Genomic DNA, 14,198 nt, shown 5'->3' with positions numbered 1-14,198 from the left:
TCTGTCAACCACCTTCCCTCAGGCTGTCTCGACGGCCTGCCGGATCCGCTGCGCCACCGCCGCGTCCAGTCGCGGCAGCAGTTCCAGCGCGTCCAGGTTCTGCTCCAGCTGCTCGCGCTTGCTGGCGCCCAGCATCACCGTGGAGACGTGCGGATTGAGCAGGCACCAGGCAATCGCCAGCTGCGCCAGGCTGCTGCCCAGCTCGGCTGCGATCGGCTGCAAGGCGCGCACCTTGCCCAGGCGCTCGTCGCCATGGCCCAGCACGCTCTCGCGCAGCCACTCGTAGCCGGGCTGGGCCAGCCGCGAATCAGCCGGCACGCCGCCGTTGTACTTGCCGCTGAGCAGGCCGGAGGCCAGCGGCGACCAGATCGTGGTGCCCATGCCGTAGGCCTCGTACAGCGGCGCGTACTCCACTTCGACCCGCTCGCGGTGCAGCAGGTTGTACTGCGGCTGCTCCGTCACCGGCGCGTAGAGATGGTTCTCGCGGGCCACCTTGTGTGCCTCATGGATCGCCTCGGCCGGCCATTCGCTGGTGCCCCAGTACAGCACCTTGCCCTGGCGGATCAGCGTGTCCATCGCTGCCACGGTCTCGGCGATCGGCGTGTCCGGATCGGGGCGATGGCAGAAATACAGGTCGAGGTAATCCACGCGCAGGCGCTGCAGCGCCTGGTGGCAGGCTTCCATCACGTGCTTGCGCGACAGCCCGCGCTGGGTCGGCAGCGGCTTGTCGACCGCACCGAAGAACACCTTGCTGGAGACGCACCAGCTGTCGCGCGGGAAGCGCAGGTCGGCCAGCACGTCGCCCATCACCTGCTCGGCCACGCCGTTGTTGTAGGTCTCGGCGTTGTCGAAAAAATTCACCCCGCGCTCGTGCGCCAGCGCCAGCAGGTCGCGTGCCTGCGCGCGCCCCACCTGTCTGCCGAAGGTGACCCAGGCGCCGAACGACAGCGCGGAAAGTTGCAGGCCGGAGGTACCGAGGCGGCGGTAAAGCATGGGGATGCTCCTGTGACGGGAAAGATCTCCAGCATGTCCAATCCACGCGCGCCGCACAACGGCGTAACCTTGGAGCTTTCTCTCATCGAAGGAGTCCGCCATGTCCTCGATCACGGGCTGGGCCGCCAGCGCGGCCGGCCAGCCGCTGAAACTGGCCACGTTCGACGTGGGCGAGCTGGGCGCCGAGGAAGTCGAGGTGGCCGTCGACTACTGCGGCATCTGCCACTCCGACCTGTCGATGATCAACAACGAGTGGGGCAATGCGCGCTACCCGTTCATTCCCGGGCACGAAGTGGTCGGCCGCGTCACCGCGCTGGGCGCGCAGGCGAAAGGTTTGTCGGTCGGTCAGCGCGTGGGCATCGGCTGGACTGCGGAAAGCTGCATGCATTGCCGCCAGTGCCTGTCCGGCGACCAGAACCTGTGCGCGCAGGCGGTGGCGACCATCGGCGGCCACCACGGCGGCTTCGCCGACAAGCTGCGCGCGCACTGGGCGTGGACGATCCCGCTGCCCGAAGGCATTGACCTGGCCAGCGCCGGCCCGCTGCTGTGCGGCGGCATCACCGTGCTGAAGCCGTTCCTGGCCTACGACATCAAGCCGACCGCGCGGGTCGGCGTGGTCGGTATCGGCGGCCTCGGCCACCTGGCGGTGAAGTTCGCCGCCGCGTGGGGCTGCGAGGTCACCGCGTTCACCTCCACCCTGGCCAAGGCCGACGAGGCGCGCAGCTTCGGCGCGCACCACGTGGTCGCCAGCCGCGACAGCGCCGCGATCAAGGCGATCGCCGGCTCGCTCGACCTGCTGCTGGTCACCGTCAACGTGCCGATGGACTGGAACGCGCTGCTCGGCACGCTCGCCCCGAAGGGCCGCATGCACGTGGTCGGCGCGGTGCTGGAACCGATCCCGGTGCCGGCGTTCAGCCTGATCGGCAAGCAGCGCGAGGTCTCTGGCTCGCCCACCGGCTCGCCGGTCGACATCGCCCGCATGCTGGACTTCGCCGCCCGCCACGACATCCGCCCGCAGATCGAGATGTTCCCGATGAGCAAGGTCAACGAAGCGCTGCAGCATCTTGCCGACGGCAAGGCGCGCTACCGCATCGTGCTGGAAGCGTAGTCGACCGCATCCCTTGCCACGGCGAACTATGTCCGCGGCTCGCCGATAGCCACGCGCTCGTGCAGGAAAAGCGCAACCATCGCGGATTATCCTTCGTGACCACGGCATTCGTGCCGGGTCACTTTCAGGGGCACGCAATGAGCACTGCACGCAAGGCTCTGGTACTGGGCGCCACCGGCGGTGCCGGCGGGGAGATTGCGGCGGCACTGCTGCGCCGCGGCTGGCAGGTGCGCGGCCTGGTCCGCGACGCTTCCAGGCCGGGGCTTTCGGCGCCAATCGAATGGCACGCCGGCGATGCCATGAACGCTGCCGATGTGGCGCAGGCGGCGCATGGCGTCAAGGTGATCGTCCACGCGGTCAACCCGCCGGGCTACCGCAATTGGCAGAAGCTTTCCTTGCCGATGCTCGAGCACACGCTCGCCGCCGCACGCGCCACCGGCGCACGCATCATGCTGCCCGGCAACGTCTACAACTACGGTCCGGACGCATTGCCGCTGCTGCACGAGGATTCGCCGCAGCACCCGCTAACCCGCAAGGGCGCGATCCGGGTGGCGATGGAGCAGCGCCTGCAACAGGCGGCAGCCGAGGGCGTGCGCACGCTGATCCTGCGCTGCGGCGATTTCTTCGGCCCCCGCGCCAGCAGCAACTGGTTCGCGGCGATGGTGAAACCGGGACGGCCAGTACGCGCGGTGAATTATCCGGGCGAACCCGGGCTGCGTCACGCCTGGGCCTACCTGCCCGATGTCGGCGAGACCGCGGCGGCTCTACTGGAACGGGAGCACGAACTGGCTGCGTTCGAGTGCTTCCATTTCGGCGGCCACTGGGTCGACGGCCAAGCCATGGCCGCCGCGATCCGGCGCGCCACCGGCCACGCGAAGCTGCCGTTGCGCCCCTTCCCGTGGTGGCTGGTCACGCTGGCCGCACCGCTGGTCGCACTGTTCCGCGAGCTGCGTGAGATGCGCTATCTGTGGCAACTGCCGCTGCAACTGGACAATCGCAAACTGGTGGCGTTGCTCGGCACGGAACCCCATACGGAGCTGGACCAGGCGGTCGAGGCGACGCTGCGTGGACTGGGTTGCCTGAACGGCGCCACTGCCAAGCCGACAGGCTCCAAGCTCTGACACCACCGTCAGCGTTGCGGGTACAGCGCCAGGGCCAGCACGATCGCGGCGAACACGCCGGCGACCACGTCGTCGATCATCACGCCCATGCCGCCCTTCACGCGCCGGTCCAGCCAGCGGATCGGCCATGGCTTCCACACGTCGAACAGGCGGAACAACACGAAGCCGGCCAGCAACATCCACCACGCGAATCCGCCGGCCGGCAGCAGTGCGGGAAGCAGCAGCGGCAGCAGCGCAATCCACTGGCCGATGAATTCGTCCCACACCAGGCTGCGGTGGTCGTCGACGCCAAGCGCACGGCCGGCCACGTTGCAGGCCCACACGCCCACGCCAAAACCGGCCAGCAGCACGATTAGATAGATCGGCAACGGCAGCTCGCGCAGCAGCAGCCACGGCAGCAGCGCGGCCAGCGAGCCGAACGTGCCCTGCGCCACCGGCGCCAGGCCCGAGCCGAAGCCGCACGCCAGCCAGCCGGCCGGCGTGGCCAGCAGGGCGCGCCGCTGCCCTGCGCTGAGGGTCTTCTTCGCGCTCACGCGAAGTGCTCCCAGCCCGGCCGGTCCGTGGCCAGCCACGAGCCGTCGGCGGCACGCACGCGCACGCCTTCGCCCTCCAGGATGCGGCCGATCTTCGTGGCGCCGCAACCGAGCCGGGCCAGGCCGGCCTGAAGTTCGGCGACACGGGCGGCCGGCGCGGTGAAGCACAGTTCGTAGTCGTCGCCGCCGCTCAGGGCGAAGTGCAGCGCGGTGGTTTCGTCGTACAGCTCCAGCAGCGCCAACGAGCGCGGCAGCCAGGCGGCCTCGATTTCCGCGCCGACGCCACTGGCCGTGCAGATGTGGCCGAGGTCGGCGAGCAGTCCGTCGGAGATGTCGATGCACGCCGTGGCCTGTCCGCGCAGCGCGGCGCCAGCCGCCAGCCGCGGCGTCGGGCGGTTCAGCCGCTCGCCCAGGAACGCGCGCAGCCCGGCACGGTTGTCGTCGTCGCGCGGCGGATGCTGCACGCCATGCAGGCCGGCGGCCGCGTCGCCCAGCGTGCCGGTGACCAGCACCACGTCGCCGGCACGCGCGCCGGCGCGGGTGAGCGCCTGGCCCGGCGGCACGAAGCCGTGCACGGCCACGCTGATCGTCAACGGCCCGCGGGTGGTGTCGCCGCCGACCAGGGCCAGGCGGTGCGGTTGCGCCAACCTGGCGAAACCCTCGGCAAGACCCTCGACGAAGGCCGTGTCCGCGCTGGGCATGGTCAGCGCGAGCAGCGCCCAGGCCGGGCTGGCGCCCATCGCGGCGAGGTCGGACAGATTCACCGCCAGCGCCTTCCAGCCGATGTCCATCGGCGCGGTGCCCCGCGGAAAATGCACGCCCTCGACCAGGGTGTCGATCGCCACCGCCAGTTCCTTCCCCGCTGGCACCGCCAGCACGGCGGCGTCGTCGCCGATGCCGAGGCGTACGTCGTCGCGCGCTTGCGCGGTATGTTGGCGGATCAGTTCGATCAGGTCGAATTCCATCGGGGAGTCCCCACGCAAGGTCAACGGCTGAACACGAGGGTGGGACTGTCGTGATAGGTCGACGGTTGCCACAGACGGAAACCGGCTTTTTCCGCGACCCGGATCGACGCCTGGTTCTCCGGCGCGATGATGCACACCACGCGCCGGTCGGGAAACTGCAGGTCGGCCCAGGGCGCGATCGCCGCCACCGCCTCGCTCGCATAGCCCTTGCCGTGCACCTGCGGCGCCAGCACCCAGCCGCACTCCAGCATGCCGCGCAACGAGGGCTGCAGTTCGCGCGCCAAGTCGGCGAAACCGACGTCGCCGACGTAGCGACCGCTGGCTTTCTCCTCGACGGCCCAATAGCCGTAGCCGAGCAGGCTCCACAGCCCGCGATACTGCAGCAGGCGCTTCCACACTTCCTCGGCGGTGAACGGGCGCCCACCGATGTGGCGGGTGACCGCGGGATCCGACCAGATCGCCGTGCAGCTGGCGTGATCGCCGGCCTGGTGCGCGCGCAGGCGCAACCGCGCGGTCTCGATTTCCGGCACCTGCCCGTCCGGCGCCCCCGTAGCGCCCGGCATCAGCCGCGCTTCTCGACCGCGCGCAGGTCGCCGGCCAGCTTGTCCAGCACGCCGTTGACATAGCTGTGGCCGTGGTCGGCGCCGAAGCGCTTGGTCACCTCGATCGCCTCGTTGATCACCACGCGATACGGCACGTCGGGGCGAAACTTCAGCTCGTAGGCGGCCAGCCGCAGCGCGGCGCGTTCGATCGGGTCGACCTGCGCTACCTCGCGATCGAGGTGCGGACGCAAGCTGGCGTCCAGTACGTCGACGTTTTTCTCCACGCCGTGCAGCAGATCTTCGAAATAGTCGAGGTCGGCCACTTCCATGTCCTGTTCGTGGCGGAACTGCTCGATCACCGCGTTCATGTGGCTGCCGGAGAGCTGCCACGCATACAGCGCCTGCAAGGCGCGGCGGCGGGCACGCGAGCGCGCGGCCAGGTCGATGCCTTGCGGGGCGTGGTGCATCACAGCTTCCCGTACAGGTTGACCATTTCCAGTGCGGCCATCGCAGCGTCGGCGCCCTTGTTGCCGGCCTTGGTGCCGGCGCGCTCGATCGCCTGCTCGATGCTGTCGGTGGTCAGCACGCCGAACGCCACCGGCACGCCGGAATCCAGCGCAGCCTTGGCCAGGCCCTTGGCACATTCGCCGGCGACGAAATCGAAGTGCGGGGTGGCGCCGCGGATCACCGCGCCCAGCGCGATCACCGCCGCGTACTTGCCCGAATTCGCCAGCTTGTGCGCGGCCAGCGCGATTTCCCACGCGCCTGGCACGCGCACCAGTTCGATCGCGTCGTCCTTCACGCCGTGGCGCAGCAGCGCATCGCGCGCACCGGCCACTAGCGGCTCGACGACGAAGCCGTTGAAGCGACCGGCGACGATGGCGAAACGGCCTTTCGGGGTGGCGAAATCGCCTTCGATGGTCTTCATTGCGGTTTCCTTGAGTGGGCGTGCGGCCCATATGGAGCGGGCATTTTACGGGTTTGGCCCTCCGCCTGCTCGCGCAGGCTCCCTCCCCTGCTCGCAGGGGAGGGTTGGGATGGGGTTCGCTCTTGATCTTCAAGAAGAGCTTTACCCCCTCCAACCTCCCCCTGCACGCAGGGGGAGGAGCCGCGCTCAAACGCCGGGCGGCAAATGCGGATAGCCGCTGAAGGATAGCCGCGCCTCGCCGCCCGCGACGCGCAGCCGCGCCGGCGCGCCGAACGGCAGGGTGCACTTGTCCGGCTCGTGGCCGATCGGCAGGCCGCCGAGCACCGGCACGCCGCTGACCCGGCGGATCTGCGCGAAGCTGTCGGCCAGGTCGTAGCCGTTGTCGTAGCTGCTGGGCCGGCACTGGCTGAAATGGCCCAGCAGCAGTGCGCGCTGGCGCCCCAGTACGCCCGACAGCTGCAACTGGTACAGCATCCGCTCGATCCGGAACGGCGGCTCGCCGACGTCCTCGACGAACAGGATGCCGCCGTCGATGCCGCGGCCGTCGACGCCCGGGAAATACGGCGTGCCGAGCAGGCTGCACAGCACGGCCAGGTTGCCGCCCCACAGCGGCCCCTGGACGTCGAGCTCGGCGTCGGGCGCGGTGGCCCATTCGACTTGCGCCGAGGGCGCACGCACGGTGCCCCAGAAGTGCTGCCAGGTGAATGCACTGAGCGTTTCGGCGCCGAAGTCGGCGCCCAGCATCGGGCCGCTGAACGTGCACAGGCCGCTCTTCGCATGCAGCGCCAGCTGCAGCGCGGTGAAGTCGCTGTGGCCGACCAGCACGGTGCTGCTGCCGCTGAGGCATTCGCGCAGGGCGTCGTAATGCAGCTGCGCCAGCAGACGCGTGGCGCCGTAGCCGCCGCGGATCGCCAGCGCGATGTCCGGCAACTCGTCCGCGGTAGCCAGCGCGTTGAGGTCGGCAGCCCGCTGCGCGTCGCTGCCGGCATAGCGCAGCTCGCTGCGCTCGAGCACCTCCAGGCCGTCCACACGGCAGCCCGCCGCCTGCAAACGCTCGACGCCACGCGCCATCGCCAGGCGATCGTGCGGGTAGCCGGAAGGGGCGATCAGGCGGATGCGGGTTTCAGGCATGGGCTGGGCCGCTGAAAGAAAGCTCGATTATGCGGTGACGACGCGGTTACGGCATGGCAGGACGATAGCCTCGGAATGACGAACCTGCTGTCGTAGATACCGTCTCGTTCCGCGTTATGCAAGCGAGCATCCAGGTGATGCGTGCGCAGAGGCAACGAGGCGGTGTCTGGGGTAGTCAGGATCAAACAGCGAGTTGGTATGGATGACGCCCCAGACTAGGTGCAGGAGCTTCCGCATGGCGGCACACACGGTCACGATGGGGAGCTTCCCGCGTGCGAGCAACCGTTCGCAGAAGGCACGAACCACGGGGTTGTGGTTCTTGGCGCAGATGGCGGGAAAGTAGAGTTTGGCGCGCAAGCCGGGGGCACCGGTTTTGGAGATCCGGACCTGTCCCTTGAGCGTGCCCGACTCGCGCCGTGCCGGGTTGAGGCCGGCGAAGGCGACCAGCTTGCCCGGCGCGTCGAAGCGTCGCAGGTCGCCCAGTGCGGCGAGCAGGGAGGCCGACGTGGTCTTGGCGATGCCGGGGATGGACGTCATCAACGCCGCGTCGTAGCGCAGCTGGGGATCCTTGTCGATGTGATTGTTGATGCGCTGCTCCAGCGCCTTGATCTGCTTGCGCAGTTCCTTGAGCGACGCTTCCACCGAGTCGCGTACGGCGTCATTGGCGACGTCGAGTCGGTTCGCTTCCATCCGCTCCATGCCCTTGAGATCGTCCAGCCGTTCGACCAGCGCGCGCAAGGTGCGCTGGGCCGCTGTCGGCGGCATCCACGGCGCCATCGGATGGGTGCCGGCCTGCTGACTGGTGGCGAACTGCGCAATGAGCTTGGCGTCTGTGCGGTCGGTCTTGGTTCGCGTCAGCTGGCTCTTGCCGAAGTACTTTACTTGCGCCGGATTGGCCACGTAGACCGTCTTGCCTTGCTGTACCAGGAAGATGGCCAGTGCCTCGTGATAGATCCCCGTCGCTTCCATGCACACCGCCGCTTCCGGCGCGTGCTTGTCCAACCAGGTCATCAACTCCTGGAAGCCTTCTTCACGATTGGCCACCTTGGCGCGTGTCTGGAATTTGCCCGGCTTGGCCAGACCAACGGCCACATCAAACGTGGCCTTGGCCACATCCACTCCCACAACGTTTGTCATCGCCTTACCTCGCATGGTTTGTTCCGATCACCATGCTCATCCGGCTGATCCTTAGGTGTGCAGGCTCACGCCAGTGGCGGGCCGAGGGTACCGTTCAAACTTCTGGATGAGCGAAATCGGAACCGGGGTGTGCATCTACGTCACGGGCTCGAAGCCAAAGGAGCGCATCGGCATCACCCGGTTCCCCCGATGATCAGTCGGGAATGCTCGACCCTGACAGGTCGGACATCAAGACCTAAGGAGCCCACTGGCGGGCGATGCTTTGGCTTTTGCGAATCCCGAATCCCGAATCCCGGCCCAAAAGCATCGCCCGCCAGTGGGCTCCTTACATGGAAGAGAACGGATTAGACGTATTCGACCACTTCGAGCCCGAAACCGCCCAGCCCCACCAGCTTGCGCGGCGTGCCCAGCACGCGCAGGCGGTGCACGCCGAGGTCGGCCAGGATCTGCGCGCCGAGGCCGAGCTGGCGCCATTCCTGCTGCTGCGCTTCCTCCGGCGCCTGCTTGCCCGGCTGGCGGCTGAGCCGGGCCAGCAGCGCTTCGGGCGTGTCCTCACCGGACAGCACCAGCAGCACGCCGCGGTCCTCGTCGGCGATCCGGCGCAATGCCGCAGTGACCGTGAGGCCGAGGTCGTCGCGCTTCAGGTGCAGCACGTCGGACAAGGTGTTGCGCACGTGCACGCGAGTCAGTGCCGGCGCGCCATCGTCGACCTTGCCGCGCACCAGCGCGTAGTGCAGGCCGCGACGGATCGCATCGCGGTAGGCCACCAGCCGGAACGGACCGAACTCGGTCTCCACCGCTTCCTCGTGCACGCGCTGCACGGTCTTCTCGGTTTCGAGGCGATAGCGGATCAGCTCGGCGATGGAACCGATCTTCAGGCCGTGCTTGCGCGCGAAGATCTCCAGCTCCGGCCGGCGCGCCATCGAACCGTCCTCGTGCAGGATCTCGATCAGCACCGCCGAGGGTTCCAGCCCAGCCAGTGCGGCCAGGTCGCAACCGGCTTCGGTATGTCCGGCGCGGGTCAGCACGCCGCCCGGCTGTGCGGTGAGCGGGAAGATGTGGCCGGGCTGCGACAGGTCCTGCGGCTTCGCGTCCGACTTCACCGCGACCTGGATCGTGCGTGCACGGTCGTGCGCCGAGATGCCGGTGGTAACACCCTCGGCCGCCTCGATCGAGACGGTGAAGTTGGTGTGGTAGGCCGAGGTGTTGTCGCTGACCATCGGGCGCAGGCCGAGCTGGCGCGTGCGCTGCTCGGTCAGCGTGAGGCACAGCAGGCCGCGCGCCTCGCGCACCATGAAGTTCACGTCCTCGGGCCGCACCATCTGCGCGGCCATGATCAGGTCGCCTTCGTTCTCGCGGTCCTCGTCGTCGAGGATCACCACCATGCGGCCGGCGCGGATGTCTTCGAGGATTTCGGGAATGGTATTGAAAGCCATGGCGTGTATCCGTGTGATGGTTCCCTTCTCCCATTGGGAGAAGGTGCCCCGAAGGGGCGGATGAGGGTACGGGCGGAGCGAGGTATCGTGGCTTCGCACGGACCCTCACCCCAACCCCTCTCCCGGCGGGAGAGGGGCTTCAAATCAGGCGAAGCCGTGCTGCTTGAGGAAGGCCTCGTCCAGCTTCGGCGTCTCGCCCCGCGACAGCAGCCGCTCGATGTAGCGCGCCACCACGTCCACCTCGATGTTCACCGCGTCGCCCACGCGGCGGGCGTGGAACGCGGTGTGTTCGACGGTGTGCGGGATCAGGTTGACGCCGAAGCGGTCGCCGGCCACCTCGTTGACGGTGAGGCTGGTGCCGTCGATGCAGACCGAACCTTTTGCCGCGATGTAGCGCGCCAGCGCCGCCGGCACCTCGAAGGTCCAGCGCTGCGAGCGCCCGTCCGGCGCGATCGAGACCACCTTGCCGAGGCCGTCGACGTGGCCGGAGACCAGGTGCCCGCCAAGGCGGTCGGCCAGGCGCAACGCCTTTTCCAGGTTCACCGGGTCACCGGCCTTCAGCTGGCCCAGCGAAGTGAGCGACAAGGTCTCGTTGGAGACATCGGCGCTGAAGCCATGCGGCTCCAGCGCGATCGCGGTGAGGCACACGCCGGAGACGGCGATCGAGTCGCCCAGCTGCGCGTCGCCAAGGTCGAGGTCGGCGGTATCGACGTGCAGCCGCACGTCGCCGCCGCGCGGTTCGAGCCGCGCGACGCGGCCCACGGACTGGATGATGCCGGTGAACATCAGCGCTCCCCCGGCCGGAGGATGGCGAACCGCATGGATGCACTGCATTTCATGAAACGTATCCCGCAGCATGTTGAGCGAGTACGCCCCAAGGCATGAGGCACGGCGCGCGCCGTGCAGCGCCCGCCTGCCGTCTTCTCTTTATCCGGACTGTGAGGAAGCGATCGCCCGCTTCCAACCGTCGGCTCCGGCATTCGACCGGATCTGCTGACCTCACGGCGGTTGCCGTGAGCGCTCGCGGGCTCGCCCCCAAACCGTAAAAACCGGGGCCTACCGCCGGTGGGGAATTTCGCCCCGCCCTGAAGACGCTATGTAATGTCTGCCGGCATCGCCGGCTGGCGAAGTCTAGCACCGTCGCCACGCCGGCTCGCGTGCCGCCATGGCGAATGCAGCGTTCGCCATGGCGCACACCCGGGCGGGTCACGCCGGGCGCAGCTGCAGCCGCCAGTCGGCACCTAGCATGCGCTGGTCGACCACCCGTAGTTGCCAGCGCCGCGCCATCTCGTCAAGTGTGGGCAGCTGCAGCAACGGGCGCGCGCCGTCGCCCAGCAACAGCGGGGCGACGTAGAGCAGCAGCTCGTCGACCAGGCCGGCGGTGAACAGCGCGCCGCACAGGGTCGGGCCGGCCTCCACCTGAACCTCGTTGCAGCCGCGCCCGGCCAGCAGGACCAGCGCTTCGCGCAGGTCGAGCGCGTCGTCTGGCGTGGCCAGCGCCACCCGCTCGACCCGCGCGAAGCGGTCGTCCTTGTAGGAAGCCGCCTCCCCGTGCAGCAGCAGGGTTGGCGCGGAACCGTCCAGCACATGGCTGCCGGCCGGCGTACGCAACCGGCGGTCCAGCACGACGCGCAGCGGCGGCATGAACTCCGCGTCGTCGGGCAAGCGCACGGTGAGCCGCGGATCGTCGCCCAGCACGGTGCCGCTGCCGGTGAGGATTGCCGAGCTGCGCGCGCGCCAGCGCTGCACGTCGGCGCGCGCGGCCGCACCGGTGATCCACTTCGATTCGCCATTGGCCAGCGCGGTGCGCCCGTCCAGGCTCATCGCCAGCTTCACCCGCACGAACGGACGGCCACGCTCGATCCGGCTGAAGAAGCCGCAGTTCAGCGCAAGCGCCGCTTCGCGCATCAGGCCGGGTTCGACGGTGATGCCGGCGGCGCGCAGCTTGCCGATGCCGCGGCCGTCGACCTGCGGGAACGGGTCTTCGGCCGCAATCACCACCCGCCCGACGCCGGCGGCCACCAGCGCATCGGCGCATGGTGGCGTGCGCCCGTGGTGCGCGCACGGCTCCAGCGTCACGTAGGCGGTGGCGCCACGCGCCCGTTCACCCGCCTCGCGCAGCGCGAACACCTCGGCATGCGGCTCGCCAGCGCGTCGATGAAAGCCAGTGCCGACCACCTCGTCGCCATGCGCGATCACGCAACCCACCCGCGGGTTCGGCTGGGTGGTGTACAGGCCGTGCTCGGCCAGGCGCAGGGCATGCGCCATGTGGGTGTGATCAGTGCCGGAAAATGTCATACGTCCATTGTAGGAGCCCGCTGGCGGGCGATGCTCTTGGGGCCGGGATTCGGGATTCGGGATTCGGGATTCGTAACGGTAAGAGCATCGCCCGCCAGCGGGCTCCTACGGTTTGCGCTTGCCGCCGCCTAGCAGGGGCAACTGCAATTCGGACAAACCCGGCAGGTCGCGCTCGAGTTTCTCGATCTCCTCGCGGAACGCATGCACGTCCTCGAACTTGCGGTAGACCGAGGCGAAGCGCACGTAGGCGACCTGGTCGAGGTTTTTCAGCTCGCGCATCACCAGCTCGCCGACCTGACGCGACGGCACCTCGCGCTCGCCGCTGCGGCGCAGGTCGTTGACAATGGCGCGTACCGCCGCGTCCACCGCGTCGCTGGTCACCGGCCGTTTCTGCAGCGCGCGCTCGAAACTTACCCGCAGCTTGCGCTCGTCGAACGTCTCGCGCCGCTCGCCGCTCTTCACGACCGTCGGCAGCTTCAGCTCGGCCGTCTCGAACGTGTTGAAACGCTCGCCGCACTGCGGACACTCGCGCCGACGGCGCACGGTGCTGCCGTCCTCGGTGAGCCGCGAGTCGATCACGCGGGTGTCTTCGTGCTGGCAGAAGGGGCAATGCATTCAGCGGCGGGATTCGGGATTGGGGATTCGGGATTCGGAAAAGCGGGAAGCCCGCGAGACCGGGACTCTTCCGAATCCCGAATCCCGTCTCCCGAATCCCGGCCTCTCAGCCATACACCGGATACTTCTTGCACTGCGCCGTCACTGCCTCGCGCACGCGGGTGATCACCGCCGCGTCGGTCGGCGCATCCAGCACGTCGCAGATCCAGCCGGCCAGTTCCACACAGTCCGCTTCCTTGTAGCCGCGGGTGGTGGCGGCGGGGGTGCCCACGCGCAGGCCGGAGGTGACGAACGGCTTTTGCGGGTCGTTCGGCACGGCGTTCTTGTTGACCGTGATGTGCGCCTTGCCCAGCGCGGCCTCGGCGTCCTTGCCGGTGATCGGCTTGCCGATCATGTCGACCAGCATCAGATGGTTCTCGGTGCCGCCGGAGACGATCTTGTAACCGCGTTCGATGAACGTCTTCGCCATCGCCTTGGCGTTCTTCACCACCTGCGTCTGGTATTCCTTGAACGCCGGCTCCAGCGCTTCCTTGAACGCCACCGCCTTGGCCGCGATCACGTGCATCAGCGGGCCGCCCTGGATGCCGGGGAATACGATCGACTGCAGCTTCTTCTCGATCTCCTCGCCGGCGCCCTTGGCCACGATGAAACCGCCGCGTGGGCCACGCATGGTCTTGTGCGTGGTCGAGGTGACCACGTGCGCATGCGGCAGCGGGCTCGGATACACGCCGGCGGCGACCAGGCCGGCGACGTGGGCCATGTCGACGAAGAACAGCGCGCCGACCGAATCGGCGATCCGGCGCATGCGCGCCCAGTCGATGACCTGCGAGTAGGCGCTGAAGCCGCCGACCAGCATCTTCGGCTGGTGTTCGGTGGCCAGGCGCTGCAGCTCGTCATAGTCGATCAGGCCGTTCTCATCGACGCCGTACTGCACCGCGTGGAACAGCTTGCCGCTGATGTTGACCTTGGCGCCGTGGGTGAGATGACCGCCGTGGGCGAGCGACATGCCCAGGATGGTGTCGCCCGGCTGTAGCAGCGCCAGATACACCGCCTGGTTCGCCTGCGAGCCGGAGTGCGGCTGCACGTTGGCGTAGTCGCAGTCGAACAGCTGCTTCAGCCGCTCGATCGCCAGCCGCTCAGCCACGTCCACGTACTCGCAGCCGCCGTAGTAGCGCTTGCCCGGGTAGCCCTCGGCGTACTTGTTGGTGAGCTTGGAACCCTGCGCTTCCATCACCCGCGGGCTGGCGTAGTTCTCCGAGGCGATCAGCTCGACGTGATCTTCCTGGCGCTGGCCCTCGTCCGCGATGGCCTTGGCCAGTTCGTCGTCATAACCGGCGATCGTGCAGTTCTTCGGAAACATTCTGGCCTCGGCAGGTGGGGAGCGGGTTCAA

The 14,198-nt window shown here is 68.4% G+C and carries 15 protein-coding genes and 1 riboswitch; of the genes, 2 read left to right on the top strand and 13 right to left on the bottom strand.

Annotated features, from left to right (window positions below):
* Positions 1 to 18: 18 nt before the first annotated feature.
* Positions 19 to 993, bottom strand: coding sequence for a potassium channel beta subunit family protein (locus LRK53_RS05460; RefSeq protein ID WP_008435913.1), 975 nt, complete (start codon positions 991 to 993; stop codon positions 19 to 21).
* Positions 994 to 1,093: 100 nt separating this feature from the next.
* On the opposite strand from LRK53_RS05460, the gene ahr reads away from it, so the two are divergent.
* Positions 1,094 to 2,101: an NADPH-dependent aldehyde reductase Ahr gene (gene ahr, locus LRK53_RS05455; protein WP_235642546.1), complete on the top strand. Its 1,008-nt coding sequence runs from the start codon at positions 1,094 to 1,096 to the stop codon at positions 2,099 to 2,101.
* A 137-nt stretch (positions 2,102 to 2,238) separates the two neighbouring features.
* Positions 2,239 to 3,222 (top strand): NAD-dependent epimerase/dehydratase family protein, encoded by a 984-nt coding sequence (locus LRK53_RS05450; RefSeq protein WP_037090382.1) that lies wholly within the window; start codon positions 2,239 to 2,241, stop codon positions 3,220 to 3,222.
* An 8-nt stretch (positions 3,223 to 3,230) separates the two neighbouring features.
* On the opposite strand, the gene LRK53_RS05445 is transcribed toward LRK53_RS05450, so the two are convergent.
* The 12 genes from LRK53_RS05445 to glyA form a co-directional block, all read right to left on the bottom strand.
* A complete protein-coding gene (locus LRK53_RS05445) occupies positions 3,231 to 3,755 on the bottom strand; it encodes a phosphatidylglycerophosphatase A family protein (protein ID WP_027493783.1) in 525 nt (174 codons plus the stop codon).
* Positions 3,752 to 4,720 carry a thiamine-phosphate kinase gene (gene thiL / locus LRK53_RS05440; protein WP_027493784.1) on the bottom strand — a complete coding sequence of 323 codons (969 nt, stop codon included), beginning with the start codon at positions 4,718 to 4,720 and terminating at the stop codon, positions 3,752 to 3,754. The genes LRK53_RS05445 and thiL overlap by 4 nt, the downstream gene beginning before the upstream one ends.
* A 20-nt stretch (positions 4,721 to 4,740) precedes the next feature.
* Positions 4,741 to 5,283: a GNAT family N-acetyltransferase gene (locus LRK53_RS05435; RefSeq protein WP_027493785.1), complete on the bottom strand. Its 543-nt coding sequence runs from the start codon at positions 5,281 to 5,283 to the stop codon at positions 4,741 to 4,743.
* The gene (gene nusB, locus LRK53_RS05430; RefSeq protein WP_027493786.1) at positions 5,283 to 5,729 is read right to left on the bottom strand and encodes a transcription antitermination factor NusB; all 447 of its coding nucleotides are present in this window, start codon (positions 5,727 to 5,729) and stop codon (positions 5,283 to 5,285) included. The genes LRK53_RS05435 and nusB overlap by 1 nt, the downstream gene beginning before the upstream one ends.
* Positions 5,729 to 6,190 carry a 6,7-dimethyl-8-ribityllumazine synthase gene (gene ribH / locus LRK53_RS05425; RefSeq protein ID WP_027493787.1) on the bottom strand — a complete coding sequence of 154 codons (462 nt, stop codon included), beginning with the start codon at positions 6,188 to 6,190 and terminating at the stop codon, positions 5,729 to 5,731. Before ribH ends, nusB begins: the two co-directional genes overlap by 1 nt.
* A gap of 186 nt (positions 6,191 to 6,376) precedes the next feature.
* Positions 6,377 to 7,321: a muramoyltetrapeptide carboxypeptidase gene (ldcA, locus tag LRK53_RS05420; protein ID WP_027493788.1), complete on the bottom strand. Its 945-nt coding sequence runs from the start codon at positions 7,319 to 7,321 to the stop codon at positions 6,377 to 6,379.
* A gap of 114 nt (positions 7,322 to 7,435) precedes the next feature.
* Positions 7,436 to 8,458 (bottom strand): IS110 family RNA-guided transposase, encoded by a 1,023-nt coding sequence (locus LRK53_RS05415; RefSeq protein WP_081666535.1) that lies wholly within the window; start codon positions 8,456 to 8,458, stop codon positions 7,436 to 7,438.
* Positions 8,459 to 8,802: 344 nt separating this feature from the next.
* A complete protein-coding gene (gene ribB, locus LRK53_RS05410; RefSeq protein ID WP_027493079.1) occupies positions 8,803 to 9,894 on the bottom strand; it encodes a 3,4-dihydroxy-2-butanone-4-phosphate synthase in 1,092 nt (363 codons plus the stop codon).
* A 144-nt stretch (positions 9,895 to 10,038) separates the two neighbouring features.
* Positions 10,039 to 10,680 (bottom strand): riboflavin synthase, encoded by a 642-nt coding sequence (locus tag LRK53_RS05405; RefSeq protein ID WP_027493080.1) that lies wholly within the window; start codon positions 10,678 to 10,680, stop codon positions 10,039 to 10,041.
* 128 nt (positions 10,681 to 10,808) lie between these two features.
* Positions 10,809 to 10,991, bottom strand: a riboswitch (FMN riboswitch).
* Positions 10,992 to 11,100: 109 nt separating this feature from the next.
* Positions 11,101 to 12,162, bottom strand: a complete 1,062-nt coding sequence (gene ribD, locus LRK53_RS05400; RefSeq protein WP_051257592.1) for a bifunctional diaminohydroxyphosphoribosylaminopyrimidine deaminase/5-amino-6-(5-phosphoribosylamino)uracil reductase RibD — start codon at positions 12,160 to 12,162, stop codon at positions 11,101 to 11,103.
* A gap of 135 nt (positions 12,163 to 12,297) precedes the next feature.
* Positions 12,298 to 12,807 (bottom strand): transcriptional regulator NrdR, encoded by a 510-nt coding sequence (nrdR, locus tag LRK53_RS05395; protein ID WP_027493082.1) that lies wholly within the window; start codon positions 12,805 to 12,807, stop codon positions 12,298 to 12,300.
* Between the two features lie 106 nt (positions 12,808 to 12,913).
* Positions 12,914 to 14,167 (bottom strand): serine hydroxymethyltransferase, encoded by a 1,254-nt coding sequence (gene glyA / locus LRK53_RS05390; protein ID WP_027493083.1) that lies wholly within the window; start codon positions 14,165 to 14,167, stop codon positions 12,914 to 12,916.
* Positions 14,168 to 14,198 lie beyond the last annotated feature (31 nt).

Origin of the sequence: Rhodanobacter thiooxydans (assembly GCF_021545845.1) — a bacterium.
Lineage (GTDB): Bacteria > Pseudomonadota > Gammaproteobacteria > Xanthomonadales > Rhodanobacteraceae > Rhodanobacter.
The sequence above is the reverse complement of the archived record's forward strand: the minus strand, read 5'-3'. Positions and strand labels throughout refer to the sequence as shown.